The sequence below is a fragment of the Stenotrophomonas sp. STEN046 genome, assembly GCF_056759755.1.
Window position 1 is genome coordinate 1 of record NZ_JBRRDR010000030.1, and the last position, 26,278, is coordinate 26,278.

At 67.4% G+C, this 26,278-nt stretch carries 25 protein-coding genes; 15 read left to right on the top strand and 10 right to left on the bottom strand.

All coding sequences use genetic code 11. From position 1 onward, the window contains the following. Window positions 1-140 precede the first annotated feature (140 nt). The 7 genes from mltA (at window position 141) to ACVOLJ_RS14120 (ending at window position 7,767) form a co-directional block, all read left to right on the top strand. Window positions 141-1,313 carry a murein transglycosylase A gene (gene mltA / locus ACVOLJ_RS14090; RefSeq protein ID WP_475281138.1) on the top strand — a complete coding sequence of 391 codons (1,173 nt, stop codon included), beginning with the start codon at window positions 141-143 and terminating at the stop codon, window positions 1,311-1,313. 97 nt (window positions 1,314-1,410) lie between these two features. After that, the gene (locus tag ACVOLJ_RS14095; protein WP_475281139.1) at window positions 1,411-1,713 is read left to right on the top strand and encodes a hypothetical protein; all 303 of its coding nucleotides are present in this window, start codon (window positions 1,411-1,413) and stop codon (window positions 1,711-1,713) included. Window positions 1,714-1,792: 79 nt separating this feature from the next. Further along, window positions 1,793-3,838, top strand: coding sequence for a TonB-dependent receptor (locus ACVOLJ_RS14100; RefSeq protein ID WP_481564401.1), 2,046 nt, complete (start codon window positions 1,793-1,795; stop codon window positions 3,836-3,838). Window positions 3,839-3,952: 114 nt separating this feature from the next. Further along, complete coding sequence (locus ACVOLJ_RS14105; protein ID WP_475281141.1) at window positions 3,953-5,014, top strand: two-component system sensor histidine kinase NtrB; 1,062 nt, start codon at window positions 3,953-3,955, stop codon at window positions 5,012-5,014. Beyond that, a complete protein-coding gene (ntrC, locus tag ACVOLJ_RS14110) occupies window positions 5,007-6,455 on the top strand; it encodes a nitrogen regulation protein NR(I) (protein ID WP_481564402.1) in 1,449 nt (482 codons plus the stop codon). Before ACVOLJ_RS14105 ends, ntrC begins: the two co-directional genes overlap by 8 nt. A 93-nt stretch (window positions 6,456-6,548) precedes the next feature. After that, window positions 6,549-7,118 (top strand): superoxide dismutase family protein, encoded by a 570-nt coding sequence (locus ACVOLJ_RS14115; protein WP_475281143.1) that lies wholly within the window; start codon window positions 6,549-6,551, stop codon window positions 7,116-7,118. A 31-nt stretch (window positions 7,119-7,149) separates the two neighbouring features. Then, on the top strand, window positions 7,150-7,767 hold the full coding sequence (locus ACVOLJ_RS14120; protein ID WP_481564403.1) for a superoxide dismutase family protein: 618 nt from the start codon (window positions 7,150-7,152) through the stop codon (window positions 7,765-7,767). 47 nt (window positions 7,768-7,814) lie between these two features. Here ACVOLJ_RS14120 and ACVOLJ_RS14125 read toward each other — a convergent pair whose 3' ends face one another. Together ACVOLJ_RS14125 and ACVOLJ_RS14130 are read right to left on the bottom strand one after the other, a co-directional pair. Continuing rightward, on the bottom strand, window positions 7,815-8,258 hold the full coding sequence (locus tag ACVOLJ_RS14125; protein WP_481564404.1) for a hypothetical protein: 444 nt from the start codon (window positions 8,256-8,258) through the stop codon (window positions 7,815-7,817). Window positions 8,259-8,409: 151 nt separating this feature from the next. Further along, complete coding sequence (locus ACVOLJ_RS14130; RefSeq protein ID WP_475281146.1) at window positions 8,410-9,297, bottom strand: hypothetical protein; 888 nt, start codon at window positions 9,295-9,297, stop codon at window positions 8,410-8,412. A gap of 93 nt (window positions 9,298-9,390) precedes the next feature. Between ACVOLJ_RS14130 and ACVOLJ_RS14135 the strand changes: the two genes are divergently transcribed. Next, the gene (locus ACVOLJ_RS14135) at window positions 9,391-10,686 is read left to right on the top strand and encodes an acetyl-CoA C-acetyltransferase (protein WP_475281147.1); all 1,296 of its coding nucleotides are present in this window, start codon (window positions 9,391-9,393) and stop codon (window positions 10,684-10,686) included. Between the two features lie 230 nt (window positions 10,687-10,916). On the opposite strand, the gene ACVOLJ_RS14140 is transcribed toward ACVOLJ_RS14135, so the two are convergent. The 3 genes from ACVOLJ_RS14140 to ACVOLJ_RS14150 form a co-directional block, all read right to left on the bottom strand. Beyond that, on the bottom strand, window positions 10,917-12,224 hold the full coding sequence (locus ACVOLJ_RS14140) for a heme biosynthesis HemY N-terminal domain-containing protein (RefSeq protein WP_481564405.1): 1,308 nt from the start codon (window positions 12,222-12,224) through the stop codon (window positions 10,917-10,919). Between the two features lie 6 nt (window positions 12,225-12,230). After that, window positions 12,231-13,211 (bottom strand): uroporphyrinogen-III C-methyltransferase, encoded by a 981-nt coding sequence (locus ACVOLJ_RS14145; RefSeq protein WP_475281149.1) that lies wholly within the window; start codon window positions 13,209-13,211, stop codon window positions 12,231-12,233. A gap of 104 nt (window positions 13,212-13,315) precedes the next feature. Beyond that, entirely contained in the window at window positions 13,316-14,104 is a 789-nt protein-coding gene (locus tag ACVOLJ_RS14150; RefSeq protein WP_475281150.1) for a uroporphyrinogen-III synthase, read from the bottom strand. A gap of 33 nt (window positions 14,105-14,137) precedes the next feature. Here ACVOLJ_RS14150 and ACVOLJ_RS14155 point away from each other — a divergent pair, with 33 nt between their 5' ends. From ACVOLJ_RS14155 to ACVOLJ_RS14175, 5 genes are all read left to right on the top strand, one after another. Continuing rightward, entirely contained in the window at window positions 14,138-14,605 is a 468-nt protein-coding gene (locus ACVOLJ_RS14155; RefSeq protein WP_475281151.1) for a YiiD C-terminal domain-containing protein, read from the top strand. Window positions 14,606-14,637: 32 nt separating this feature from the next. Then, complete coding sequence (locus ACVOLJ_RS14160) at window positions 14,638-15,069, top strand: hypothetical protein (RefSeq protein ID WP_475281152.1); 432 nt, start codon at window positions 14,638-14,640, stop codon at window positions 15,067-15,069. A 57-nt stretch (window positions 15,070-15,126) separates the two neighbouring features. Continuing rightward, a complete protein-coding gene (locus tag ACVOLJ_RS14165) occupies window positions 15,127-15,564 on the top strand; it encodes a rhodanese-like domain-containing protein (protein ID WP_481564406.1) in 438 nt (145 codons plus the stop codon). Window positions 15,565-15,663: 99 nt separating this feature from the next. Then, complete coding sequence (gene secB / locus ACVOLJ_RS14170; protein ID WP_176019295.1) at window positions 15,664-16,182, top strand: protein-export chaperone SecB; 519 nt, start codon at window positions 15,664-15,666, stop codon at window positions 16,180-16,182. Between the two features lie 20 nt (window positions 16,183-16,202). After that, the gene (locus tag ACVOLJ_RS14175; protein ID WP_475281154.1) at window positions 16,203-17,228 is read left to right on the top strand and encodes an NAD(P)H-dependent glycerol-3-phosphate dehydrogenase; all 1,026 of its coding nucleotides are present in this window, start codon (window positions 16,203-16,205) and stop codon (window positions 17,226-17,228) included. 140 nt (window positions 17,229-17,368) lie between these two features. Here ACVOLJ_RS14175 and ACVOLJ_RS14180 read toward each other — a convergent pair whose 3' ends face one another. Next, the gene (locus ACVOLJ_RS14180; protein ID WP_475281199.1) at window positions 17,369-17,845 is read right to left on the bottom strand and encodes a YybH family protein; all 477 of its coding nucleotides are present in this window, start codon (window positions 17,843-17,845) and stop codon (window positions 17,369-17,371) included. A 63-nt stretch (window positions 17,846-17,908) separates the two neighbouring features. On the opposite strand from ACVOLJ_RS14180, the gene ACVOLJ_RS14185 reads away from it, so the two are divergent. After that, window positions 17,909-18,202 (top strand): DUF6916 family protein, encoded by a 294-nt coding sequence (locus ACVOLJ_RS14185; protein WP_475281155.1) that lies wholly within the window; start codon window positions 17,909-17,911, stop codon window positions 18,200-18,202. 5 nt (window positions 18,203-18,207) lie between these two features. On the opposite strand, the gene ACVOLJ_RS14190 is transcribed toward ACVOLJ_RS14185, so the two are convergent. The 4 genes from ACVOLJ_RS14190 to ACVOLJ_RS14205 are packed head-to-tail and all read right to left on the bottom strand — an operon-like array spanning window position 18,208 to window position 20,372. Further along, window positions 18,208-18,765 (bottom strand): GNAT family N-acetyltransferase, encoded by a 558-nt coding sequence (locus tag ACVOLJ_RS14190; protein WP_475281156.1) that lies wholly within the window; start codon window positions 18,763-18,765, stop codon window positions 18,208-18,210. Then, the gene (locus tag ACVOLJ_RS14195) at window positions 18,762-19,295 is read right to left on the bottom strand and encodes a phage tail protein (RefSeq protein ID WP_475281157.1); all 534 of its coding nucleotides are present in this window, start codon (window positions 19,293-19,295) and stop codon (window positions 18,762-18,764) included. The genes ACVOLJ_RS14190 and ACVOLJ_RS14195 overlap by 4 nt, the downstream gene beginning before the upstream one ends. A 31-nt stretch (window positions 19,296-19,326) precedes the next feature. After that, the gene (locus ACVOLJ_RS14200; protein ID WP_481564407.1) at window positions 19,327-19,857 is read right to left on the bottom strand and encodes a phage tail protein; all 531 of its coding nucleotides are present in this window, start codon (window positions 19,855-19,857) and stop codon (window positions 19,327-19,329) included. A 14-nt stretch (window positions 19,858-19,871) separates the two neighbouring features. Continuing rightward, complete coding sequence (locus ACVOLJ_RS14205; protein WP_475281159.1) at window positions 19,872-20,372, bottom strand: phage tail protein; 501 nt, start codon at window positions 20,370-20,372, stop codon at window positions 19,872-19,874. 310 nt (window positions 20,373-20,682) lie between these two features. Between ACVOLJ_RS14205 and ACVOLJ_RS14210 the strand changes: the two genes are divergently transcribed. Then, entirely contained in the window at window positions 20,683-26,241 is a 5,559-nt protein-coding gene (locus ACVOLJ_RS14210) for a putative Ig domain-containing protein (protein ID WP_481564408.1), read from the top strand. Window positions 26,242-26,278: the final 37 nt, after the last annotated feature.

Consider the following 26,278-nt stretch of genomic DNA (forward strand, 5'->3'; position numbering starts at 1 on the left):
TGGTGGTTGGTGCTGACCGGTTCGCGGGCTGCGGGGGGCCATGCCGGGGGCGCTAACTGGGGGTTAGGTGTTTTGCGCGGGGCTGGGCCCGGCGCTACCGAAGGTTGCCCGCCTACCGCTGGCCGCACTACATTGAGACGATGACCTATCTTCCGTCGTCTCCTCGCGCGCGTGGCGCGTTGCTCGCCGTAGCCCTGCTCGCCGGCTGTTCCACCACCGGCAGCCGCCCCGAAGCACCGGCAGCAGCGATCAAGCCTGCCGCCACTTACGCCAAGGTTGACTGGAAGGCACTGCCGGTCGTGACCGACGCCGACCTGCAGGCTGGCTTCGTTGCCTGGCGCAGCAGCTGTACCCGCCTGAAGAACGATGCGGTCTGGGCCAGGCCCTGCGCGACCGCCACCACGGTATCGGACAAGGACCCGGCCGCGATCCGCCAGTTCCTGCAGCGCGATCTGGATGTCTATTCGCTGCGGGCCGGCGGCCACCGCGCCGACGGCCTGATCACCGGCTACTACGAGCCGATCTACCCCGGCAGCCTGACCCGTACCGCCAAGGCCACCGTGCCGGTGTATGGCACCCCCGACGATCTGGTGGTGGTGCAGCTGGAAAGCGTCTACCCCGAGCTGAAGGGCAAGCGCCTGCGCGGTCGCGTCGATGGCAAGGTGCTCAAGCCCTACGACGATGCCGGCACGATTGCCAGCAAGGGTGCCAAGGCTCCGGTACTGGCCTGGCTGACCGATCCGATGGACCTGCAGCTGCTGCAGATCCAGGGTTCGGGCCGGGTGCGCCTGGCCGATGGCACGCAGGTGCGGCTGGCCTATGCCGAACAGAACGGCCATCCCTATCGCGCCATCGGCCGTTGGCTGGTGGACCAGGGCCAGCTGAAGAAGGAAGACGTCACCATGGACGCCATCCGCTCGTGGGCCAGGGCCAACCCTGCGCGCGTGCCGGAACTGCTGCGCAGCAATCCCAGCTACGTGTTCTTCGTGCGCAGCGCCGACAGTCCGGAAGGCCCGCGCGGTTCGCTCAACGTGCCGCTGACCGCCGGTTACAGCGTGGCGGTAGACCGTACCGTGGTGCCGCTGGGCAGCCTGTTGTGGCTGTCCACCACCCGCCCCGACGGCAGCCCGGTGGTGCGCCCGGTGGCCGCGCAGGACACCGGCGGCGCCATCGCCGGGGAAGTGCGCGCCGATCTGTACTGGGGCAGCGGCGATGCCGCCGGCAAGCTGGCCGGCGACATGAAGCAGCAGGGCAATATCTGGATGCTGTGGCCGAAGGGCGCTGCGTTGCCGGTGCCGGCCGCAGCCAACTGAGCGGTGGCCGCAGGCGGCCGCTTCGGCGACCGCCGTGCTGGGCGATAATGGCGCCATTCCGAACTCTCCGGTCGCACCTGCGGCCAGGACCAATGCAATGAAATACGCAAAACCCAACGCAAAGACCAACACCAAGAAGTACTACAAGCACTGGGCCGAATCGAGCCTGGGCAAGGGCAACGTGCTGATGGAAGCCCGTGGCGAAAAGATCGTGCGCCAGGTGGAGATCTACGGGGCCAAGCTGGTCTGGGCCGACGAAACCGGGCAGAGCGATGACCGCTTCGTGCTGGCCGACCAGCCGGTGTCGTTCATGGATTTCGATGAAGACGACGAGATCAGCGCGCGCGAGTTCGACATCGCCTGGAAGAAGGCCCGCGAGGCGACCGGCTACCCGGTGTAACGAAGGGCGGGTCCGGCTGGATGGCTGGCAGATTTGAAATGTTATAAAGTTTCATTTTCTGCCTCCTGCCGTCCTCCCCATGAAGACCTCCACGCTGGTGGCCGCCCTCGCGGCCGCGCCGTTCGCCCCTGAAGCACTCGCACAGTCGGCGGATGCCGCGCTCACCCTGGGCAAGGTCGATGTGCACCAGCACAGCGAAGGCCAGCTGAGCGCGCACCAGGTGCTGACCTCGGTGGACGTGCTGGGCGCAGACCAGATCGAAGACCGCAACGTCTCCCACAGCTGGGAGCTGCTGGGGCAGATGCCGGGCATCCAGCTCACCGAAACCCGGCAGGGTGCCGAATCAGGCAAGGTCAGCTTCCGCGCCTTCAACGGCGAAGGCTACCTCAATGCCATCAAGACGCTCATCGATGGCATTCCCAGCAACGTCAACAGCGGCAACCAGCGCTTCATCGACATGCTGTTCCCGCTGGAAATCAGCTACATCGAGGTGGTGCGCGGTACCAACGACCCGCGCTACGGGCTGCACAACATCGGCGGCAACGTGAACTTCGGCACCCGCCAGGGCGGCAACTACACCGATGCGCGGCTGGCCTACGGCAGCTACAACACCCGCGATGCGCAGCTGGCGGTGGGCCGCGAAGCCAATGGCGTCGCGCAGAACTACTTCGTGGGTACCCAGGCCAGCGATGGCTATCGCGACCATGACACCTCCAGGAAGTACTCGCTGGGTGGCAAGTGGTTCTACGGCTCGCTGGACGATGGACTGCGCGTGGGCCTGACCGCGCGCGCCTACCACCACGAAGCCGACGAGCCGGGTTTCATGACCGCCGAGGAAATGCGCATGCACCGCCGTGGCAGCGACCTGCGCAATGGCAACGATGATGATGACCGCGACATGCGCCAGATTGCCGCGCACCTGGATCTGAAACTGTCCGACACGCTCACCTTCGGCACACGGCTCTACTACAACCGGTATGAAGACGACCGCCGCGTGACCTTCAGTGACCTTCCCGGCGGCAACCTGCCGCGCCAGCGCCGGGTGTGGGATGAGCGGCAGAATGGCCTGCTCAGCACGCTCACCTGGCAGGCCAGCCCCACGCTCACCGTGGAAGGTGGCCTGAACTACGAGCAGCAGGACAACGGCTACATCCGCGAGCGCTACGCCTACGCCGAACCCACCGACTTCAGCCGTGCCCCGGCACGGGTACAGAACAACGACCGCCACAGCTTCGACAACTGGGGTGCCTATGTGCAGGCCATCTACCAGCCCGCCGAAGCGTGGAAGATCGTGCCGGCCTACCGCGTGGACCGATTCAGTGGCAGCACGCACCTGATGAACGGTGTCAGTGGCCGCCTGCAGGATTACGGCAGCATCGGCCAGCCCAAGCTGAGCGTCATCCACAGCCTGGGCCAGAACACCCACGTCTACGCAAACTGGGGCCGCACCTTCCAGGTGCTCACCGGTTCCACCGCACCGGCCTACCTCACCCCGGGGCAGGCACCGATGCAGCCGTCCACCAACACCGGCATGGAGCTGGGCCTGAAGTTCCAGCCGTTCGCGGGCAGCCAGGCGCGTCTGGCGGTGTGGCAGCAGGATGCAGAAAACGAGGTGTCCAACATGCCGGCCACCGGCACCACGGTCACCCTGGGCAAGACCCGCCGCCGTGGCGTGGACGCGCAGTTGAGCCTGCAACTGGGCGAGGACTGGACGCTGTGGGCCTCGCACGCCTACCAGGAGGCGAAGATCACCCGCGACGATCGCGATGCCAGCGTTTCCCTGCAGGGCCGCGAAGTGGCCGCCACCCCGCGCCACATCAGCAACCTGGGCGTGGACTACCACGCCAGCGACGCCTTGCGCCTGGGCCTGCAGGCACGCGCGCAGGGCGACTACTACCTGGAAGAGCGCAACGTGGCCGGCAAGTTCGGTGGCTTTGCCGTGCTCGACCTCAGCGCCGCCTACCAGATCAACCCACGCTGGAGCGTGGACCTGCAGCTGAAGAACGTTACCGGACGCCAGTACGCCTACGCCTGGTACGACAGCTTCTTCTGGGACAGCGCCCGCCCGATGTTCTCGCCGGCCCCCGGCCGCAGCCTCTTCGTCGGCCTGAACATGAAGCTGTAACCGGCCACGGTTCTGGTAGTGGTCGAGCTTGCTCGACCTGCGGCAGAGGTCAGAGCCCTTTCCTTGCGGAAAGGGATCCGACCCCGGCCCCTGGTTTTGCACTACATTGGTGCAATGTCCGACCCCGCACCGCCGCCGTCCCTTGATGCCCTCGGCACGCCGCTGGCCTGGGCCGGGCCCGATGGCCGCATCATCGGCTGCAATCCCGCCTTCGCGCGCTGGCTCGGTGTCAGCGTCCGGCGCCTGCTCGGCCAGCCCCTGGCCGCGCTGGAAGTGCAGGGTGAGGCACTGGCCCATTTCCTGGCCCGCGATGAGCGCGACAGCCTGCGCCTGAACCGTCTGGCGCTGGCCTTGCCCGGCGAGGCGGCGCGCTTTGCCGAGGGCTGGATGAGCCGTCGCGACGATGGTGGCTGGCTGCTCGAGGCGCACCCGGTCGACGAATTCCCCGGCCTCGACCCGACCCAGGCCCTGCCCAGCGCGCTCAGTGCCGCGCTGAAGGGCCTGGCCCACGAACTGCGCAACCCGCTGGCCGGGCTGAAGGGCGCCGCCCAGCTGCTGGCGCGCCGTGCCGCCCAGCGCGATGCCAGCGAGCGCGAGCTGATCGAACTGATCGGTTCGGAAATCGAACGCCTCAATGGCCTGCTCGACCAGCTGCTGTCGCCGGCCCCGGCCGCGCCACATGCACCGCTCAACATCCATGCCGCGCTGGAACGCGTGCTGCGCCTGGCCGAGAGCGAAGCCGGCTGGGCGGTGCGCCTGCAGCGTGACTACGATCCCAGCATCCCCGAATTCCACGGCGACGCCGACCGCCTCACCCAGGCGGTGTGGAACCTGGTGCGCAACGCGATCCAGGCCGGTGCCGGCAACATCACCCTGCGTACCCGCGTAGAGCACGGCGTGCGCATCGCCGAGCAGCTGCACACGCTGGCGCTGCGGCTGGAAATCGCCGACGACGGCCGTGGCGTGCCCGAAGAACTGGCCGAGCACCTGTTCCTGCCGCTGGTCAGCGGTCGCGCCGAAGGCACTGGCCTGGGCTTGGCGCTGGCGCAGCAGGTCGCGCGCGAGCACCGTGGCACGCTCACCTACCGCTCGCGCCCGGGCCATACCGTATTCACCCTGCTGCTGCCGATCGGCAACGGTGCTCCCCCTGCCGAAGAGGCCCTGCGTGATGTCTGAGTCTTCCACCGTCCCGCAGCGCATCTGGGTGGTCGACGACGATCGTGCCGTGCGTTTCGTGCTGTGCACCGCGCTGCGCGAGGCCGGCTACCAGGTGGTCGACTTCGACAGCGCCGCGCCTGCGCTGCAGGCATTGAACGAAGGCCCACCGCCGGCGCTGCTGTTCACCGATGTGCGCATGCCCGGCGATGGTGGCCTGGTGCTGCTGGACAAGTTGAAAGCCCTGCTGCCGCAGCTGCCGGTGGTGGTGATGTCGGCCTACACCGATGTTGCCAGCACCGCCGGTGCATTCCGCGGCGGTGCGCATGAATTCCTGTCCAAGCCGTTCGATCTGGATGACGCCGTGGCGCTGGCGCAACGCGTGCTGCCGGCCGTGGCACCGGCCATGGCCGCGCCTGCGCCGGCCGCCGAAGCAGCCAGCGATCAGCCACCGCAGCTGGTAGGCGATACCCCGCCGATGCGTGCGCTGTTCCGTGCCATCGGCCGCCTCGCCCAGGCGCCGCTGGCAGTGCTGATCACCGGCGAGACCGGCACCGGCAAGGAACTGGTAGCCAATGCGCTGCATCGCGAATCACCGCGCGCGCAGGAACCGTTCGTTGCGCTCAACACCGCCGCCATTCCGGCCGAACTGCTGGAAAGCGAACTGTTCGGCCACGAGGCCGGCGCCTTCACCGGCGCCCAGCGGCGCCACATCGGCCGCTTCGAGCAGGCCAACGGCGGCACGCTGTTCCTGGATGAAATCGGCGACATGCCGCTGCCGTTGCAGACCCGCCTGTTGCGCGTGCTGGCCCAGGGCGAATTCTTCCGCGTCGGCGGGCGAGAGCTGATCCGCGTCGACGTGCGGGTCGTGGCGGCAACCCATCAGGACCTGGAAGGGCTGGTCGCGCAGGGGAAATTCCGCGCCGATCTGCTGCACCGGCTGGATGTCGTGCGGTTGCAGCTGCCGCCGCTGCGCGAGCGCCGCGAGGACATCGCGCAGCTGGCAACCACCTTCCTGGCCGCGGCCGCGCACCGGTTGGACACGCCGCCGAAGCGGCTGACCGCCGCTGCCCTGCAGGCGCTGCGCGAACACGACTGGCCCGGCAACGTGCGTGAACTGGAGAACGTGTGCTGGCGCATGGCCGCGCTGGCCGCTGCCGACACCATCGGTGTGGCCGATGTCGATACCGCGCTCAACCGTGCGCGCAGCCGGCGCGGCAGCAACGCCGGGGGCGATCCGGGCCAATGGGAGGCGCTGCTGTCCGAATGGGCACGCCGGCAGCTGGCCGAAGGCACCGAGGGCCTGCACGCGCAGGTGCGCGAGCGCGTCGACCACGCACTGCTGGAAGCGGCTTTGCAGATTACCCATGGCCGTCGCGCCGAAGCCGCCGCGCGGCTGGGCCTGGGCAGAAACACGCTTACCCGCAAACTGGGCGCTGGGCGCCGCCGCGGGAGCCATTGAACACGGCCTGCACGCGATCCTCGCGCCCACTTGCCGAACTGTTGATCGTTCATGGACGATGCAATGCTTAGTGTTACCTGCAAGGAGTCTTCGATGCGTCTGTCCTTTGCCCTGCTGCCGCTGTCTGCCGCCGCGCTGTTGTCTGCCTGTGGCAGCGCCCCCAAGAAGCCGCAGCCCACACCGCCACCGCCCACCGTGGTCAGCACTGCCCGGCAGGCCGAAGCCAATCTGGCACCGGCCTCGGCCAGCATCGTCAGTGGCCGCCTGGCGCTGATGGTGGAACCCGGCGGCATCCATCTCACCGGCCTGGTCGGCGGCCTGCAGCCGATGCAGCAGGCCGGTTTCCATATCCACGAGCGCGGCGACTGCAGCGCGGTGGATGCCAGCAGTGCCGGCAACCACTTCAATCCCGGCGGTACCTCGCATGGTCGCGCCGGCAGCGGCAAGCACCACCTGGGTGACATCGACAACCTGCAGGCCGATGCCCAGGGCCGCGCCAACATCGATGTGCACCTGAAGGGCGTTACGCTTGGAGGTGGCGCCGCCACCGATATCGCCGGACGTGCACTGGTCGTGCATGCCAGGGCCGATGACTATCGCAGCCAGCCCGCCGGCAATGCCGGCGTCCGCATCGCCTGCGGCGTGATCCGGGTAATCCGCTGATCACCCCGGGCATTTTCCAAGGAGCGTTTCCATGCGTCTGATCCACACTTCGCTGTTTGCGGCCATCGCCGCCCTGGGCCTGGCGGCCTGCAACCAGCAGCCGGCAGCCCCGGCCACCGAAACCCCGGCAGCAACGCCGGCCGAAGGCGCTGCCGCCCCGGCCGAACCGGCCCCCGCCGCTGCGGCCGCTGAAACCTCGGCCAGCGCCGAACTGGCGCCCACCAAAGGCAACGAAACCAAGGGCTCGATCACCTTCAAGCTGGTCGATGGCAAGGTGCACGCCAGTGGCCAGATCAGTGGCCTGAAGCCGGGCAGCGAGCACGGCTTCCACATCCACGAGAAGGGCGATTGCAGCGCGCCGGACGGCATGAGTGCCGGCGGCCACTTCAATCCGGGCAAGCAGGACCACGGCAGCGTCGCGGCCGATCCGCACCACGGCGGCGACATGCCCAACATCAAGGCCGACGACAAGGGCGTGGCCACCATCGATGGTCCGGTGTCGAGCAACGTCAACATCGGCAAGGGTGATGACTTCGACATCATCGGCCGCGGCCTGATCGTCCACGCCGACGCAGATGACTACAAGACCCAGCCGACCGGCAACGCCGGCGCACGCCTGGCGTGTGCGGTGATCAAGAAGGCGGAATAAGAAAAAGGAAAACGCCGGCGCAAGCCGGCGTTTTCTCTACCGCCGACCTACAACGGTGCCGCAGCCAATCGCTTGGTCTGCGCCGCCAACGCATCACAGGTTTCCGCGTTGCCTTCGCAGAGCGTGGATATCTTCCGGGTGCGCCGCAACGGATGCTCCCGGTCCCAGCCGATCGCCGTGCGCATGCGCACCACCGAAGGCGCCAGCGCATGCGGGGCGGTGAACAGCGCCCAGGTGGTGGAGGTGTAATCCGGATCGTTCTCCACACTTTCCTTGCTGGTTTGCAGCACGCTCATGCCGGGGGGCGTCGGCAACGGCAGTCGCTCGACATCCTTGCGCTTGTGAAGCTGTGCAGCGAATGCGGCCACGTTGGCGTACTCCAGCGGCTGGCTGTCATCGCCGCCGCGCACGGGGGCAACCGCATGGGTGAGGCCGGACAGTGCAAGGCCCAACAGGCAGAAGGCACCGCGGCAATAAACAGCAAGCGTCATCCGGAAATCTCCTGAGGTAACCGGCAGCCGTACTTCCGCGCAGTCGAGCTGCGCCCGGCCGCGCGTCGGTCGTTCTGGGCCGAGCATTGCCGGCGCCATGAACAGGTATCGGTGCCGGACACGCATCGCCCGGCAGATGGGGATCGGCAGATCAGCGCGCCAGCAGCTCGCGCGCGTCCTGGCCGGCTTCGCAATGCACGAACAGCACCGGCACGCCGTGCGCTTCCAGCACTGCGGCCATCTGCCGCTGGCGCATCAGGAACTGCTCGTAGATGCCCTGAAGCCGATCGCAGTCACCGCTGCCGTGGTTGTAATGGGCGCACCAACCAGCCGGATCGAACAGCGCCATGCGTGCCTCGCCCTGCGTATAGCGCAGCAGCGGCTCGGGTGCGTCGGCGAGCCACTCGTCCTGGCCCGGGGCCATGATCGCGGTCTCGATCAACGGCCACAGCGCGGCCAGGCCCTGGTTGTCGTACTGCATCGACATCATCGCAGCCAGGTCGTTCACGGTGAAATAGCGCGCGTGCTCGACCCGCGCGCCGAACGTGTTCTGCGCCATCAGCGCGGTATCGGCATGGGCCATGCCATTGGCCAGCAGCACCTCTTCCAGTGCATCGGCCACCGCCGAGGTGGTCGCCACCTCGCTGCCGGTCAGCAGGAACGGCACCACGCGCAGGCCACCGCCCACCAGGGTGGTATCGGCCTGGAACGGCAACGGCACCTCGCCATCGGCGCCGGCACCGAAGGCCAGCAGGCGCGGGCCCTGGTTGCGCCCGGGTGCACGCATCTGCAGTTCTTCCAGGCGGCGGTGGATCGGCCAGCCCGGACGCAGTACTTCGGCCGGGTCGAAATGGGCGGCGGCGAACACCAGGTCCAGCTCGGCCACCTGCGGCACCAGCTTGGACAGGTCGCGGCCGACGCGTTCGGCCAGTTCACCGGCTTGTTCAGCGCTGAGCACCGCCTGGCGGGGGATTTCACCGCCGGCCAGTTCCAGGGCCAGCACGCCAAGGGCATTCATCGCGGGGTCGGGTTTGCTCATGGTTCCACGGTTGGCCCATCACAGGGCGGCAGCTACACTTGGCTCCATTATGCCTGCTCTGTCGTGCAGGCCATGTTGCAGACACCCTCATCCATGCCAGGTATCTCCATGCCCAACGCTCGTCCCGTCGCCATCCTCGGTGGCGTCCGCATTCCGTTCTGCCGCCAGAACACCGCGTATTCGGATGTCGGCAACCTCGGCATGTCGGTACGCACGCTGGGCGCGCTGGTCGAACGTTTCGGCCTGCACGGCCAGCAGCTGGGTGAAGTGGCGATGGGTGCGGTGATCAAGCACTCCAGCGACTGGAACCTGGGTCGTGAAGCCACCTTGTCCTCGGGCCTGTCGCCGTTGACCCCCGGCATCACCCTGCAGCGCGCCTGCGGCACCTCGCTGGACAGCATCATCACCGTTGCCAACAAGATCGCCCTCGGCCAGATCGAATCCGGCATCGGTGGCGGTTCGGACACCACCTCCGACGTGCCGATCGTGTACGGCAAGAAGCTGCGTGCGCGCCTGCTGGCCGCCAACCGTGCCAAGAGCACCGGCGACAAGATCCGCGCGCTCACCGCCGGCTTCAAGTTCGCCGAGCTCAAGCCCGAGTTCCCGGGCGTGGCCGAGCCGCGCACCGGCAAGAGCATGGGCGACCACTGCGAGGACATGGCCAAGGAGTGGAACATCTCGCGCGACTCGCAGGACGAGTGGGCGGTGTCTTCGCACAAGAAGCTGGCCGCGGCTTATGAGCGTGGTTTCTTTAGCGACCTGATCGCACCGTTCCGCGGCGTCGAGCGGGACAACATCCTGCGCGCCGATACCTCGCTGGAAAAGCTGGCCACGCTGAAGCCGGCCTTCGACAAGGTCTCCGGTCGCGGCACGCTCACCGCCGCCAATTCCACCCCGCTCACCGACGGCGCCGCCGCGGTGCTGCTGGCCAGCGAAGAATGGGCGCGTGCGCATGGCCACGAGCCGCAGGCCTACCTGCGCGATGCGCACGTGTCCGCCGTCGATTTCGTGCACGGCGAAGGCCTGCTGATGGCGCCGACCGTGGCCGTGCCGGAAATGCTCAAGCGCAATGGCCTGACCCTGCAGGATTTCGACATCTACGAGATCCACGAAGCCTTCGCCGCGCAGGTGCTGTGCACCCTGCGTGCGTGGGAGAGCGAGGATTACTGCCGCAACCGCCTCGGCCTGGATGCACCGATGGGTCGCATCGACCCGGACAAGATCAATCTGCTCGGTTCGTCGCTGGCCACCGGCCACCCGTTCGCCGCCACCGGTGCGCGTGTGATCGCCACGGCCGCCAAGCAGTTGGCCGAACGCGGTGGTGGCCGCGCGCTGGTGTCGATCTGCACCGCCGGCGGCATGGGCGTGGTGGCGATCGTCGAACGCTGATCACCGCGACCGCGCGCCAACCAAGGTTGGCGGCTACCGGAAAGCGGCGCTGGATCTGCTTTGGTAGATGCCGACCTTGGTCGGCCATGAAGCGGCATCGTTCGGAAGAGGCCACGCGCCAACCAAGGTTGACGGCTACCCGGTTCCACACATGAAAACGCCGCCCGATGGGCGGCGTTTTTTCTTGCTCTGGTGGGGGCCGACCGTTGGTCGGCACACCGAGGCAGCGATCACGGCAACCGTGGGTTGCCGAACTCGTCGCGCTCTTCATTGGCGTCGTACACCGGCGGCAGTGCAGCGGTCGGCTGCTCTTCCAGCGTGGCGCGCAACGGTTGTTCTCCCACGACTGCAGAGCCACGCAGCAGTGCCACGCTGTCCTCGCCACGCTGCAGGCGCAGCGCGTTGGCCAGGCACTGCGCGGCCAGCGCATGTTCGCCGCGCTGGGCAAATGCGTCGCCCAATGCCTCCCAGGCCGGCGCACCGGCACCGGCGGCGATGGCCTCATGCAGGAACGCGTCGGCGGCATCCCACTGCTGCTGGGCCAGGGCGATGCGGCCCTGCGCCAGCCGCAGCGCGGCCGATTCGTCGTGCACCGTGCGCCAGCGCTGCAGGTTGGTCTGGCGGGTTGCCAGGCGTTCGGCAGGCAGTCGCGCATACAGCGAAACCAGTTCGTCGTCCCAGCGATGGTCCAGCGCGTGTTCCAGCGCCAGCAGCGCCGGTTCGTCCCACTCCAGAGCCACGGCGCGGCTCGCATACGCAGCCACCACGTCCGGGGTCGCGCGCAGCGCCTTCGGCGTTGCTTCCCACTGCGCGGCCAGCGCATTGACGTCGGCTGCTTCCAGCAGTGCCTGTGCAGCCAGGCGCGCCTCCAGTTCACTGTTGGATTCGGCTGGCAGCACCTTGCTCTGGCGCAGCGCGCCCAGCTGGCCATAGGCTTCGTGCGCGCGGCCGGCACGTGCCAGGGCTTCGGTGCGCAGCCACAACCCGCGCGGCGGCAACGGCTGGATCGCCGCCACATCCAGCGCATTGATCGCGTCTACCGGCAGATCGCGCGCCAGCAGTTGTTCGGCGCGCAGCAGTGCCTGCAGGGTCGCATCGCTCTCGCCCAGGCGCTGCAGCAGCGTTTCGGTGGCCTCGGTGTCGGCGCGCACCTGCGCACTGCGTACGGCATTGGCCAGGGCCACGCCACTCACTTCCGGGTCCTTGGCGGCGCCGTCCAGCAACTTCTCGGCGCGCTGCCACTGGCCGTGTTCATAGGCCAGCAGGCCATCGATCAGGCGCACCCGGCCCTGCTTGCGGCGGTAGCGGCCCCAGGCACGGAACGGTGCGGCAATCAGGCTCCACAGCAGCCACAGCACCAGCACGCCGATCACCGACAGCAGCGCCACCTTGGGCAGGTTGCTGTGATAGTCGAAGCCGCCGTAGCGCAGGGTTACTTCACCGTAGCGGTTGAGGTCATCGGTGCCGAGCCATTGCGCGGCGACCACGCCGATGGCCACGGCCAACAGCAGCACGACCAGTGATTGCAAGGGTTTCATACGGGCTTACCTCCGGTCGGTCTGGGTACGCAGTTGTTGCAGGGTGCTGCCGAGCACGCTGTCATCAGCCTGCAGCGGCAGCTTGCGCAGGGCTTGGAGTTCAGCACGTTGCGCGCGCAGGGCCGGTGAATCCGGCCAGCGCTGCTGCGCCCAGTGATCGATGCGGTTCAGCGCGGCATCGCGGCCGCTGGCATCACCGCGCTCGATCGCCGCGCGTGCCAGGGTCAGCTCCAGCTGCAGGGCTGTGTCGATGGTGGCGCGTTCGGCAACGGTCAGCGGTCCGTTCATGCGGCTGGGGGTGATGTCCACGAAGGGCGCCAGCGCTGCCTGCCACCAGGGCTTGGCCGTCGTGGCAGCCGGTGCCGGCACGATCTGCGACGGCAGGCCCTGCAGGGCCTTGCCCAGCGCATCCAGTCGCTGCAATGACAGCACCCGCGGGCCCGCACCGAGTGCGTCCAGCGCATCGCGTTCCTGCACCAGCGCCTGGCGCAGGTTCAGGCCATCGCTGTCGGGAAGGCCGGCCAACGCGGTGGCGGCCAGGGCATACAGCCGGCGCGCACCGTCCACGTCATCGGCGAAGGCCAGGCGCTGTGCGGCCTGGGTCAACAGCAGTTCGGCCTCGTCGCGCTGCACCGCTTGGCGGCCCAGGTTGGCACTGTCGGCCAGCTTGGCCAGGTTTTCTTCCAGCAGGGCGCTGCGCTGCGACAGCCCCAGCATCTCATCGCGCAGCACCCGATTGGTGGTAGCGGCATCCTGCAGGCGCTGGCTGGTCGCGCGCTGGTCACGACGCAGCCCCTCAACCGTGTCCTCCAACCCCTTCAGCTGCACGGCCGTGGTCTGCGCCTGCGCCAACTGGTCGCTCTGCTGTTGCTGCCAGTAGCGGTAGCCGGCATAGCCGCCCGCGCCCAGCACCGCCAGCACGGCAAGCGGCAGCAGCCAACGCACGGGGCGGCGGGGCGACGGGTCAGGCGGCAGGATTTCGTTCATCGGGCTTCCTTGTCGGCGGCGACGCCGAAAGGGATCCGGCAGGCAGCGTTGTGCACAGCATCACTGTTGCCGACGACACCGGCAAGCGGGCACCGGGTGCCTGTTCAGGTCGCTGCCGGGCCGGTGAGCGCGGCGTGTGCGGCGGCGATCAACTGATCGGTGGTCGGGCCTTCGCTGCGCACCACGCGGGCCAGCCCCAGCGCCTGCGCCTGTGCACCCAGTCGGTCGCTGGCCACCAGCGCGATGCTGTTCTGCTGCAGCCGCTGCTGCCAGACGACAGGCAACTGCTGCCAGAGGCGCTGCAGGGCCTCGCCACTGCTGATGGCCAGCAGCCATGGCGCCGGCAACTGAGCCAATCGCGCCAAAGTGCGCCGCGACAGGCGCAGTGGCAACCGTTGATAGACGTCGGCACGGGTGATCCGGGCGCCTGCCGCCTGCAGTTCCGCGGCGATCAGGCCACGGCCACCGGGTGCGGTGACCAGCCCGATCTGCATGCCGCGCACCTCGGCCAAGAGCGGCAGCGCCAGCAGCCCTTCACTGTCCATCCGCTGCGGCGCGTGAACCTCGGCGACGCCGTGGGCGAGCAGGGCCCGCGCGGTGCCTTCACCGACCGTCAGCCAAGGGCTGCGCTGGGCAGCGGCCAGCGGCAGAAGACCTGCCGCCGCTGCCACCGCTGCCGGGCTGGTGAACACCACCCGATCGCTGGTCAGCGCCCGTTTCAATTGCTGCTGTGCAGCAACGCTCTGCAGCCGCTGCAGCCGCCACGGTGAAAGTGCGATGGTGCAGCCTCCCAGCGCGGCCGCGGCATGCCGCAGCGCAGCGTGCTGGCCCTGCGGGCGCAGCGAGATCAGGGTCCAGCCAGTGGGTATCGTATGGTTGGCCATTCCCGTCATTATGCGGGCCCTTTGTTGTCGTGGTTGCTGCTGATGGCTGTTGATGCCCTGACCTCTTCGCTTGCCACCCTGCAGGACGTGCTGGACTGCATGCCCGCGGTACGCGCGATGCAGATCCGCCTGGATGGCTATGCCGACGGCGTGCTGCGCATCACCGCGCCGCTGGTGGCCAACGTCAACGACAAGGGCAACGCGTTCGGTGGCAGCCTGGCCTCGGTGCTCACGCTGTCCGGCTGGGCACTGGTCAGCCTGCGCCTGCGCCTGGCCGGTCACGATGCCGAGGTCTACGTGGCCGACAGCAACCTGCGCTACCTGGCCCCGGTGTACGAAGACCTGCACGCCCACGCCGAGGTGGCCGAGGGCAGCAGCTGGGACACCTTCCTGGCCACCTTCCGCCAGCGCGGCAAGGCCCGCATCAGCATCGTCGCCCGCCAGCCGGCCGCCGATGGCAAGGCAGCCGCCGAATTCAGCGGTCGCTTCGTTGCCTTCACCAAAGGGTAGGATGGCAGGCTGACGCCCTGCGGAAACCACCGATGCGCCGCCTCATCCAGTTCCTGATGTGTTCCCTGCTGCTGGTCAGCGCCGTTGCCGGTGCTGCCGCCGACGACTTGTCCCGCAAGCAGCGCAAGATGCTGGAAGAGACCCAGATCGCCTACGGCGCGACCATCCGCTGGGGCAGCATGGACGATGCCATCGCCTATCTGGACCCCAAGCTGCGCAAGGAAAAGCCGCCCACCGAGTTCGAGCTCAACCGCTATTCCCAGCTGCGTGTGTCGTCCTATCGCGAGCGCAGCACGGCAGCGCTGGATGGCGGCCAGGTCGAACGCCGGGTCGAAATCGGGGTGATCAACCAGAACACCCAGGCCGAGCGCACCGTGGTGGTCACCGAGCGCTGGCGCTGGGATCCGGAAGCCAAGCGCTGGTGGCAAAGTGCCGGCCTGCCCGACCTCTGGCAGGGGCAGTGACGGGCCGGCGCCGGCTTGTGCGACAATCGGCGCCCGCTTAATCGACCCGTGACCTGAGTGAATTACGAAGAGTTGCTGGCCTTCGCAGGCCGAAACCCGATGCTGTCTGCGGCCTTGGTCGGCCTGACCGTGGCCCTCATCGTCACCGAAATCCGCCGCCTTTTCCGTGGCTTCAAGGGCATCAAGCCCGCCGAACTGACCCAGCTGATGAACGCGGGCGGCACGGTGGTGGTGGATCTGTCGCCCAGCGCCGACTTTGAAAAGGGCCATATCGCGGGCAGCCGCAGCGCCCAGGCCAGCGCATTCGGCGCCGACCACAAGCTGGTGGCCAACGCCAAGCAGACGCCCGTGGTGCTGGTGTGCCGCAGCGGCAATGCGTCCGAAACTGCCGCCAAGGCACTGAAGAAGGCCGGTTTCGAGAAGGTCTTCGTGCTCGACGGCGGCATCCCGGCGTGGCAGCAGGCAGAACTGCCGCTGGTCAAGGGCCGCAACTGATCCCAGGCGGTGGCGCGAGCGGCCTTGTTTGAGCCCGGCGCCGCCCCCATCGCAGTAATTCGACCCTCGTTTTCATTGCATTCACTGGAGTTACTGGAAATGTCCGAAGAGACCACCAACGGCGCTGTCGCGCCGGTCGATGCCGCCACCGGCCCCGCGTTCACCGTCGAGAAGATCTACGTCAAGGACGTTTCCTTCGAGTCGCCGAATGCGCCGTCGATCTTCAACGACCAGGTGCAGCCGGAACTGCAGCTCAACCTGAACCAGCAGGTCCAGCGTCTGGGCGAGAATGCCTTTGAAGTCGTGCTGGCCGTGACCCTGTCCTGCAAGGCCGGCGAGCGCACCGCGTACGTGGCCGAAGTGAAGCAGGCCGGCGTGTTCGGTCTGGTCGGCCTGGACCCGCAGTCCATCGACGTGCTGCTCGGCACCCAGTGCCCGAACATCCTGTTCCCGTACGTGCGCCAGCTGGTCAGCGACCTGATCCAGGCCGGCGGCTTCCCGCCGTTCTTCCTGCAGCCGATCAACTTCGAAGGCCTGTACGCAGAAACCCTGCGCCAGCGCCAGGAGCAGGGCGACGCACCGTCGCTGGCTGACTCCGAGCCGGTCGGCAACGCCTGATCCCGGCCGCGACGTCACGGATGAGCATTACCGCTGACAAGATTGCCGTGCTCGGTGCTGGTTCCTGGGGAACCGCGCTGGCCACGCTGCTCGCACGGCACGGTCGCCAGACCGTGCTGTGGGGACGCGATGCCGCCGTGGTCGAAGCCATCGACCAGCGCCACGAGAATCCGCGTTACCTGCCGGGCATTCCGCTGCCCGAATCGTTGCGTGCCACCACCGACCTGGCTTCGGCAGTGCAGGGCGCCGCCTGGATCCTGGTGGTGACCCCGTCGCATGCGTTCGGCGAAACCGTGCGCGCGCTGGCGCCGCTGCGTCCGGCCGGTGCCGGCGTGGCCTGGGCCACCAAGGGCTTTGAACCTGGTTCGGGCCGCTTCCTGCATGAAGTAGCGCGCGAAGTGCTGGGTGAGGACGTGCCGCTGGCCGTCGTCACCGGGCCGTCGTTCGCCAAGGAAGTGACCCTGGGCCTGCCGACCGCGATCACCGTGCACGGCGACGTGCCCGAATTCGCGCAGACGGTGGCCGAGGCGATGCACGGCCCGGCCTTCCGTGCCTATACCGGCGACGACATGGTCGGTGCGGAACTGGGCGGTGCGATGAAGAACGTGCTGGCCGTGGCCACCGGCGTTGCCGATGGCATGCAGCTGGGCCTCAACGCCCGTGCCGGCCTGATCACCCGTGGCCTGAACGAGATGCTGCGCCTGGCCGCCGCAATCGGTGCCAAGCCGGAAACGCTGATGGGCCTGGCGGGACTGGGCGATCTGGTGCTGACCTGCACCGGCGACCTGTCACGCAACCGCCGCCTGGGGCTCGCGCTGGGCCGTGGGCAGACCTTGCAGGATGCCATCCGCGAAATCGGCCAGGTGGTTGAATCGGTGCAGACCGCCGATGAAGTGATGCGACAGGCACGCCGTCATGGCATCGACCTGCCGATCTCCGACCGCGTGCGCGCCGTGCTGCACGGCGAGCAGACCCCGGAAGAAGGATTGCGTGCCCTGCTGGCACGCGAACAGAAACCGGAGTATCCGGACACGTTGTTCAAGTAAATCGAAAAACCCCGGCCATGCGCCGGGGTTTTTTTGTGCAATCCATCCACGCATGGCGTGGATCCATGACGGAACCCGCTTGTGGTAGCTGCCAACCCTGGTTGGCGCGGTAGCGCCGGGCCATGCCCGGCGGAATGCGATCACCGCGGCCGCGGCGCCGCGTTGCTGTTGTCCATATCCGAGAAAATCAGCCACGGCCCATCGTCCACGCGCCTCAGCGTCAGCGTGAACTTGCCCGTATCGCCCACGTTGCTGCCATAGGTATACGCACCAATGATGTAACCCGTACTGCCTTCGGTCGCGTAGGCAAACGCCCGCAGCCGCAGCGGGCTGCTGCCCTGGCCGGTGTACGCCGCCTCGATCGCAGCACGTCCGCGCACCGGCGCCTGCTGGCTTTGTAGAACAAACCCATCCTCGGCGAACAACGCTGCCAATGCCTTTGCATCGCCGTTGTGCCATGCCTGTTCGTAATCGCGAAGCACGCGCTCAAGCTCCGGCGGTAATGGCGCGTCGGCAGGCAGCTTCTGCACTGCGGGGGCGACAGCGTTCTGCGCCCGCACAGGCTGTGCGATCAGCAGCGGGGCGAGCAGAAAAATGGCGGGCAGGGCCAAGCGCATGGGCAGCGACATATTGAAAGCCGGCATCACCTTGGGCATGCTCCATCCTAACCGGGGGGACACATGCACTTTTTCCAGTTGGGGCAGTTCGCAGGTCATCTCAACGAAACCTTCAACGTCGATATCGACAATACAGGTGCGTCCTTCGTGCTGGTCGAGGCCGCGCCGCTGCAGCAGCACGCGCGGGTGGGCGAGGTACGTGAACCGTTTTCGCTGTTGTTCCGCCATGAATCGGCGGTGCTGTTCCCGCAGCGCACCTATCTCATGCGGCACGACAAAATGGGCGAGTTCGGCATTTTCCTGGTGCCCATCGCCCGTGATCGCAGCGGCTTCATCTACCAGGCCCTGTTCAACTGAGCACATCAACTGAGCACGGGCAGCGGGCAGCGCATCAACAGATGGCTGCCGGTGTCGGACTCGGTCTGGAAGCCCAGGCGTTGATAGAGCCGTAGTGCCGCGTCGTTGCCCTTCTGCACATGCAACACGACTGCCTGCAGGCCCTCGTCCAGCGCCTTGCCTTGTACATGCCGCAGCAGGGCCGAGCCGATGCCGCGCCCACGCGCGCGATCCAACAGCGCGATGTCGATGATCGTGGCCACGCGCCCGTCGTGATGCACGTAGAGACGCCCAACCGCGCCCCCGTTGTCGGCAATCAGCAGGTAGTGCGCAGGCTGGTAATGGCTGGTGTAATGCTGGTGCTGCAGCGCGAACTGGCTGTCCAGAAACTGCTGGCGCAAAGCATCCGGCCAAGGCACGGCGGCCAGTTCGGCCGCGCGCGTATCGGCATACAACTGGCGGAAGAACGGCAGATCCTCGTCACCGGCCTCGCGCCAGCATGTTCCCGTTGCGGGCGCTTCCCCCGTTGCCGGCAGCCAGCTGGCCCGCACCGTGGGGAAGGCCAGCGCTGCCAATGTGCTCACGGTCGCGGCGGAAACACGCCGGACAGGCAGATACAGAAGTTCAACGCAAGGTACGGCTGCCGGTTCTCATGCGCTTGATTGGCACCGGCCATACCGACCGTGGTGGGCGGATAGGCGCTGTCGGCGGTGCTGGTGGGTGCGAGGATCGTCACCGATTCCGGCGTGATCAACGCATTGCCAGCGGCGGGGATGCCGCTGCGCAGGGCCTTGTTGGGTTGGTTGTAGATGCGTGCGCCGTGGGTATGCGCAGGAATCTCATTGGTGGTCAGGGTCACGCTGCTTTCGCCGAATGTCTCGCCCATCGTGCGTGGCGAAAGGCCGCCTCCGCTGCCCTGGCCGCACGCAATGTTGTTGACGAAGTTCGGCAGCTGGAAGTTGGTCTGGCCGTTGCCGCCAAAGGTGGTTCCCAGCAGTGAGAACAAGGCGGTGTTCTGCTGGATCGGCATCAGCTGGCCTTGGCACATCGCCCACTGGTAAGGCGCATAGGTGAAGCCGAAGATCTGGATCTCGCCGATGAAGGGATCGCTCATGGTGCAGGTCCTTTTAGCCTGAGGGTGATCGTCAGCTCTGCGACGGATAGACGCCGGCCCAGGCGATGCAGTAGCGCACGACCAGCGAAGGCATGGTGTTTTCATGCGGCTGGTTGCCGCCGATGTAGGTAACAGCGGTCGGCGCAAGGTTGCCACTGCCGATGCCATCTACGCTGCTGGTGTACAACGTATCGCCGCTGACCGAACCCAACTGCAGGGCAGGACCCGGCGCGGGTGAGCTCGCTGCGGAGTTCACGGCATTGAAGGCGTGCGTGTGTGCCGGCAACTGAGCACCGGTCAGGGTGACCGACTCGCTGCCCGCAAGCTGGCCGATCACGTAAGGGCTCAGACCGTTGCCGGTGCCCTGGTGGATCGGCACACGGCCGCTCAGGTTGGGCAGGCCGAAGGTGTTGACGCCGTCACCACCGTAGGTGGTGCCGATCAGGTTGAACAGCACGTCATACTCGGCAATGGACAGCAGACGGCCATCGCAGTCGAACCATCCCACTGGTGCAAAGTTGTAGGGAAACAGGCGGACTTCGCCCACATAAGGCGTTGACATGGCGGAAGCTCCGGTCAGTTGCGCGAGGGGAAAATACCGTTGAGCGCGATGCAGAAGTTCAGCACCAGATACGGCTGCAGATTCGGATGCGCCTGCGACTGGCCGGCGTTGTCCAGTACGTTGAGGGGCACCTGGGTGCCGCCGGAAGCGCCGTAGACATTCTGCGTGCCGGTCTTGCCCAACAGCACGTTGCCGGCGGGAATACGGGTGCTGCCATTGCTGCCGGTACCACTGAACCCATGCGTATGCATCGGGATCTGCGCGGTCTGCAGGGTGACATTCTCGACCCCGCCGATCGCGCCCACGGCGCCATTGGCTACGCCCATCGGCGTGCGGCTGCGCAGGTCGGGCAACTGGAAATTGGTGGTGCCGTTGCCGCCGTAGAAGACGCCCAGCAGCGCAAACAACGCCTGGTTCTGGGTAATGGGCAGCAGTTGTCCATTGCAGGATGCAAATCCCTTGGGCGCGAAATTGAACGCCGCGGGCATTATCTGCCCGAGAAAGGGTGTCGACATATGTTTTTTCCCCTTGAGATTTAGTGCCGGCACGAGCCCCTGGCCGGTCGCGCAACTCTTGCGCATTTACCGGGGTCTTGACAAGTGCCTTGCCATTGGAGTGAAAATGGCGCGCTGGCCGACGGGGGGGAGACCCGGGGCGGCACCGTCAGGCAAGGACAAAAGATTATCTGGCGGTAATACCGGTACCGTGGCTGCGCGCGCGGCCACGGCGGCACCATCATCCGCGCCGCGAGGCGCCAGGTCCGCCGGGAAGGCGGGCACGCAGGGGGAAAACATGTGCCACGCAGAGTCGAAGCATCGCGACGCGATGCCCCGTGGGCTCGGCCGTAGTGTCCTGGATCGTTTCGGGGCTTTCCTGCTGCTGTGCATTCTGTTGCTGGCCGCGCCAGGCATCGCGCACGCGGCCTGCACCGTGTTCACCCCGCCCAATGCCAGTGCCGGCTCGCCGATGGCCTCCGGCGGCACCATCATCATCAATGCGACGTCCTGCCAGGGCTTTCCAGGTTTCGGCATCGGCGATATCACCACGGCGGCCACGCATGGCACGGCCACGGTCACCAATCATGCCGGCTCGGAAATCACCTACAGCCACAACGGCAGCGCTGCGACCACCGACACATTCGCCTTCGACGACGGCTCGGGTACCAATTTCGTCACCGTGACCGTGCACATCCAGGCGGCGACGTCGCCGATCACCATTTCACCGCCGACGATGCCCGGCGGCACGGTGGGCGCGGCGTATCCCGCTACCGCGCTGGTCGGCGGTGGTGGTACTTCGCCCTATGCCTTCGCGGTCACCAGCGGTGCGCTGCCTCCCGGACTGACTCTGAGCGGCGGCACGCTGTCCGGCACGCCCACCACGCAAGGCACGTTCGCATTCTCGATCACCGCCACCGACAGCGCGGTTACGCCGCTTACCGGCACGGCCAGCTATTCGGTCACCATAGCGGCACCGACCATCAGCGTGACCAACACGCCCACCGCAGCGACCATCAGCACTCCTTACTCCTTCACGCTGACAGGATCGGGCGGTACCGGGCCCTACAGCTACGCGCTGGACGCCGGCACCACGCTGCCCACCGGCCTGGCCCTGGCCAGCAACGGCACCATCAGCGGCACGCCCACGGTGCTGGGCGTGAAGAACTTCACCGTGCGCATCACCGACAGCAGCACGCCGACGCCCTTCTTCTCGGCCGCCAATCTGTCCATCAACGTGCAGACCGTGACGCCGCCCGTCGCCGGTCCGGTCAGCGCGACGGTTGCCTATGGCAGCAGCGGCAACCCGATCACGCTCAGCCTGAGTGGTGGCGTGGCGACCTCGGTAGCCGTCGCTTCGCCAGCGGCACATGGCACCGCAACGGCCAGCGGCACCACCATCACCTATTCACCCGCGGCCGGCTACGCCGGGCCGGACAGCTTCACCTACACCGCCACCAATGCCGGCGGTACGTCCACGCCGGCCACGGTAACGATCACCGTGGCCGCACCGGTCATCAGCTATGCACCGGCCAACCCGGCCGCAGGCACGGTGGGCGTGGCCTACAGCCAGCCGCTGGTCGGCGCCGCCGGTGGCAGCGCGCCGTACAGCTACGTGCTTGCCTCTGGTGCCCTGCCGGCTGGCCTTGTGCTGGCCAGCAACGGCACGCTGGCCGGCACACCCACGGCCAACGGCAGCTTCACCTTCACCGTGCGCGCTACCGACAGCAGTACCGGCACCGGCCCGTTCTCGGCAACCAGTGGCACGCTGACGCTGACCATCGCCGCGGCGACCCTGAGCTATGCCCCGACCAATCCTGCGCCAGCCACCGTAGGCGTGGCCTACAGTCAATCGCTGGCAAGCGCCAGCGGCGGCACCGCACCGTACAGCTACTCCCTGGGGTCGGGCACGCTGCCCGCAGGTATCACCCTTGGCAGCAACGGAACGTTGTCGGGCACACCGAGCGCCGGCGGCAGCTTCACCTTCACCGTTACCGCCACCGACAGCAGCGGTGGCAGCGGGCCGGTCAGCACCAGCAGCAGCACGCTGCTGCTGACGGTCAATGCAGCAGCGATCACGGTCAATCCGGCCAGCCTGCCCGCTGCGGGTGCGGGCACGGCCTACAACCAGACCCTGACCGCCAGCGGCGGCAGCGGCACCTACACCTACACCGTGAGTGGCGGTTCGCTGCCGCCAGGCATCAGCCTGTCCAGTACGGGTGTGGTGAGCGGTACGCCCACGGCGACCGGTGTCTTCTCGGCGCAGGTGACCGCCACCGACAGCAGTACCGGCACCGGCCCCTATACCGGCCTCCGTACCTACGCGTTCACCGTGAATCCGCCCACGTTGACCCTGGCGCCTGCGGCAGGAACGTTGGTCGGCACCGCCGGCGTACCGTTGAACATCGCGTTCAGTACCAGCAACGGCACCGCGCCATATGTCTACCAGATCACCTCAGGCGCATTGCCCAATGGTGTGAGCCTGTCGTCCACCGGCACGCTGTCCGGCACGCCCACCGTGGCCGGCAATTTCCCCTTCAGCGTTCGCGCCACCGACAGCACCACCGGTGCCGGTGCGCCGTTCAGCATAGGCAGCAACTACATCCTCAGTATCGCTGCGCCGACGATCGACGTGGCGCCGTCCATCCTGGCGGTGCCCGTAGTGGGTGTTGCCTACAGCCAGACCATCACGGCATCGTCGGGCCAGCCGACCACCTTCACCTATGCCATTACCGCAGGTGCGGTGCCGGCCGGTCTGTCGTTCAACGGCAGCACAGGCCTGCTGAGTGGTACCCCGACGGCCGCAGGCGCCTACAGTTTCACGGTGACCGCCACTGACAGCAGCGGCTTCACCGGTAGCCGCAGCTACGGCGGCGGCGTGGGCGTGGGCAGCGTGGTGGTGCAGGCCGATACCCTGGCCAACGCGACCGGCGGCACGGCTTACAGCCACACCTTCGCGGCCAGCGGCGGCACCTCGCCCTACAGCTTCGCGATCACCGCTGGCGCCTTGCCGGCCGGCCTGTCGATGAACCCGGCAGGCGTGCTCGCCGGCACGCCCACCGCGTCCGGCACCTTCAACTTCACCGTGACCGCCACCGACAGCAGCACCGGCACCGGTGCGCCCTTCTTCGGTGCACACAGCTTCACCCTCATCGTAGGGGCGCCGATCCTGAACGTCGCGCCCGCCACGTTGCCTGCGGCATCGGCAGGCGTGGCCTACAGCCAGGCGATCACGGCCACCGGCGGCAGCGGCGCCACGACTTTCAGCCTGTCGGCCGGCGCACTGCCGTCGGGTCTCAACCTGAGCGGCACCGGTGTGCTGTCCGGTACGCCAACGGCGGCGGGCACCTTCAACTTCACGGTCGTGGCTACCGACAGCCTGGGCTTCACCGGTACCCGCGCCTATACCTTCGTCGTGGCCGCACCGGTGATCACGCTGACCCCGGCCACGTTGCCGGCCGCCAGCGGCGGGATGGCCTACAGCCAGACGCTGAGCGCCAGCGGCGGCAATGGCGGCTACACCTTCAGCCTGACCACCGGCACGTTGCCATCGGGCATCAGCCTCAGCAGTGCCGGTGCGGTGAGTGGCACGCCCACCACCGTTGGCAGCTATGCGTTCACCGTGCGCGCGACCGATGGTTTCGGCTTCAGCGGCGACCAGGCGTACACCGTCGTGGTGAGTGTGCCGGTCATCGTGTTCAACCAGAGCACCCTGGCCGGTGCCCAGGTGGGCGTGGCCTACAGCCAGACCGTAACGGCCAGCGGTGGTAGCGGTGGCTTCAGCTACGCCCTCTCGGCAGGCGCACTGCCACCGGGGATCGCACTGAGCAGTGCGGGCGTGATCAGCGGTACGCCCACTGCGGCCGGCAGCTACAACGCCACGCTCACCGCCACCGACAGCTTCGGTTTCAGCGGCAGCCAGGCCTTCACCCTGGGCGTCAACCAGCCGGTGCCGGTGGTGGTGAATGAGACGGCGGCAACAACGGCCAACACACCGGTCAGCATCGAAGTGACCGCCAATGACACCGGCCCGATCACCAGCATTGCGGTGGCGCAGGCGCCGGCCCATGGCGTGGCCACGGTCAATGGGTTGCAGGTGCTGTACACGCCCGCAGCGAACTTCTTCGGCAATGACAGTTTCACCTACATCGCCACCGGTCCAGGCGGCAGCTCGGCACCGGCCACGGTCAGCGTCACCGTTACCGCGTTGGCAGTGCCGGTGGCAGCGGCACAGACCGCCACGGTGCTGGCGGGCCGCTCGGTGACCGTGCAGGCCGATGCCGGTGCAAGCAATGGCCCGTTCACGGCGGTTGCGGTGGTCGCAGCGCCCACGTCGGGTACGGTCGCGGTGCAGGGCACCCGGATCGTCTATACCGCTGCCGCCGATGCATCCGGTGCGGTGGGCTTTGATTACACGCTCAGCAACGCTTTCGGTGCATCCGCACCTGCCCGCGTCACGGTGACGGTCAACCCGCGCCCGGTGGCCCCGGCACTGACGGCCACGGCCATTGCCGGCGCGGCGGTTACCGTCGATCTGACCACGAGCGCACGTGGCGGTCCGTTCACCGCCGCCAGCGTAGTGTCGGTATCACCGGCCGAGGCCGGTACGGCCACCATCACCGGCAGTGCTGGCAGCTACTCGCTGGTGTTCACCTCGGCGGCGGCATTCGGCGGTGCGGTGCGCATCAGCTACACGCTGAGCAATGCGTTCGCGGTATCCGAACCGGGCACCGTCGATGTGATGGTCAAGCCGCGCAGCGACCCATCGCGTGATGCCGAAGTGCTGGGCATCCTGCAGGCGCAGGCCGAAGGCGCGCGTCGCATGGCGATGGGCCAGATCGGCAACTTCCAGCGCCGCCTGGAGAGCCTGCGTGCGGGCGGCAACCGTGCTGGTTTCAGCAATGGCATCACCCTCGGCTCGGCCAGCAGCCAGCGTCGTACCGAACCCACCGAGCTGCTGAGGAAAGGCATGGGGTCCGATGCCGAAGCGGTGTCGATGCCAGCTGATGTGGCGGCGTTGGATGCAGCCCCGGCCAGCAACACCAGCGCCGACGGTCTCGCGTTCTGGACCGGCGGTGCAGTGAACTTCGGCACGCTCAAGCCCGGCGCCGGCAGTGATGGCATCGACTTCACCACATCCGGTGTCAGCCTGGGTGCGGACAAGCAGTTCGGACCGGCGCTGACGCTGGGCGTGGGCATCGGCTATGGCCACGATGCATCGGACATCGGCCAGAAGGGCAGCCGCAGTACGGTGGACAGTTACAGCATGGCCGCCTACGGCAGTTACCACCCCGGGCGCGCGGTGTATGTGGATGCGCTGCTGGGGTACCAGCTGCTGAACTTCGATGCGCGCCGTTTCATCACCGACAACGGCAACACCGCCCATGGCAGCCGTGATGGCAAGCAGTGGTTCGCCTCGTTCTCCACCGGGTACCAGGCGCGCATGGACAGCCTGCTGCTGACCCCGTACGCGCGGCTGGATCTTGCCCGCGCCACTCTCGATCGATACCAGGAGCAGGGTGATGCGGTGTACGCGCTGGATTACCAGCGGCAGACCGTCAACACCCGCACCGGTACCGCCGGTCTGTTGGCGCAGTGGATGGTGAAGCGCGATTACGGCATGTGGACGCCGCAGCTGCGCGCCGAGTTCAGCCACGACATGCAGGGCTCCAGCCAGGCATTGATGCGCTATGTGGACATGATGTCCGGCCCGGTCTACCGCGCAACGCTGGACCAGCAGTCGCGCAACCACATGCTGCTGGGTGCAGGCATCGGCCTGCAGACCATGAAGGGATGGTCGCTGCGGGCGGAGTACCTGAACCAGCTCGACAGCAGCAGCCGCGACAACCAGGGGGTCCAGATCAGCGTGCAGAAAACCCTGCCGCCGTGACCGGCACAACGGTAGCGGCCTGCGGGTCGCTACCGCC

Excerpts from the sequence above, each read along its gene's own strand:
- mltA (WP_475281138.1), top strand. The coding sequence starts at position 141 with ATGACCTATCTTCCGTCGTCTCCTCGCGCGCGTGGCGCGTTGCTCGCC.
- ACVOLJ_RS14095 (WP_475281139.1), top strand. The coding sequence starts at position 1,411 with ATGAAATACGCAAAACCCAACGCAAAGACCAACACCAAGAAGTACTAC.
- ACVOLJ_RS14100 (WP_481564401.1), top strand. The coding sequence starts at position 1,793 with ATGAAGACCTCCACGCTGGTGGCCGCCCTCGCGGCCGCGCCGTTCGCC.
- ACVOLJ_RS14105 (WP_475281141.1), top strand. The coding sequence starts at position 3,953 with ATGTCCGACCCCGCACCGCCGCCGTCCCTTGATGCCCTCGGCACGCCG.
- ntrC (WP_481564402.1), top strand. The coding sequence starts at position 5,007 with ATGTCTGAGTCTTCCACCGTCCCGCAGCGCATCTGGGTGGTCGACGAC.
- ACVOLJ_RS14115 (WP_475281143.1), top strand. The coding sequence starts at position 6,549 with ATGCGTCTGTCCTTTGCCCTGCTGCCGCTGTCTGCCGCCGCGCTGTTG.
- ACVOLJ_RS14120 (WP_481564403.1), top strand. The coding sequence starts at position 7,150 with ATGCGTCTGATCCACACTTCGCTGTTTGCGGCCATCGCCGCCCTGGGC.
- ACVOLJ_RS14125 (WP_481564404.1), bottom strand. The coding sequence starts at position 8,258 with ATGACGCTTGCTGTTTATTGCCGCGGTGCCTTCTGCCTGTTGGGCCTT.
- ACVOLJ_RS14130 (WP_475281146.1), bottom strand. The coding sequence starts at position 9,297 with ATGAGCAAACCCGACCCCGCGATGAATGCCCTTGGCGTGCTGGCCCTG.
- ACVOLJ_RS14135 (WP_475281147.1), top strand. The coding sequence starts at position 9,391 with ATGCCAGGTATCTCCATGCCCAACGCTCGTCCCGTCGCCATCCTCGGT.
- ACVOLJ_RS14140 (WP_481564405.1), bottom strand. The coding sequence starts at position 12,224 with ATGAAACCCTTGCAATCACTGGTCGTGCTGCTGTTGGCCGTGGCCATC.
- ACVOLJ_RS14145 (WP_475281149.1), bottom strand. The coding sequence starts at position 13,211 with ATGAACGAAATCCTGCCGCCTGACCCGTCGCCCCGCCGCCCCGTGCGT.
- ACVOLJ_RS14150 (WP_475281150.1), bottom strand. The coding sequence starts at position 14,104 with ATGACGGGAATGGCCAACCATACGATACCCACTGGCTGGACCCTGATC.
- ACVOLJ_RS14155 (WP_475281151.1), top strand. The coding sequence starts at position 14,138 with ATGGCTGTTGATGCCCTGACCTCTTCGCTTGCCACCCTGCAGGACGTG.
- ACVOLJ_RS14160 (WP_475281152.1), top strand. The coding sequence starts at position 14,638 with ATGCGCCGCCTCATCCAGTTCCTGATGTGTTCCCTGCTGCTGGTCAGC.
- secB (WP_176019295.1), top strand. The coding sequence starts at position 15,664 with ATGTCCGAAGAGACCACCAACGGCGCTGTCGCGCCGGTCGATGCCGCC.
- ACVOLJ_RS14175 (WP_475281154.1), top strand. The coding sequence starts at position 16,203 with ATGAGCATTACCGCTGACAAGATTGCCGTGCTCGGTGCTGGTTCCTGG.
- ACVOLJ_RS14180 (WP_475281199.1), bottom strand. The coding sequence starts at position 17,845 with ATGCGCTTGGCCCTGCCCGCCATTTTTCTGCTCGCCCCGCTGCTGATC.
- ACVOLJ_RS14185 (WP_475281155.1), top strand. The coding sequence starts at position 17,909 with ATGCACTTTTTCCAGTTGGGGCAGTTCGCAGGTCATCTCAACGAAACC.
- ACVOLJ_RS14195 (WP_475281157.1), bottom strand. The coding sequence starts at position 19,295 with ATGAGCGATCCCTTCATCGGCGAGATCCAGATCTTCGGCTTCACCTAT.
- ACVOLJ_RS14200 (WP_481564407.1), bottom strand. The coding sequence starts at position 19,857 with ATGTCAACGCCTTATGTGGGCGAAGTCCGCCTGTTTCCCTACAACTTT.
- ACVOLJ_RS14205 (WP_475281159.1), bottom strand. The coding sequence starts at position 20,372 with ATGTCGACACCCTTTCTCGGGCAGATAATGCCCGCGGCGTTCAATTTC.
- ACVOLJ_RS14210 (WP_481564408.1), top strand. The coding sequence starts at position 20,683 with ATGCCCCGTGGGCTCGGCCGTAGTGTCCTGGATCGTTTCGGGGCTTTC.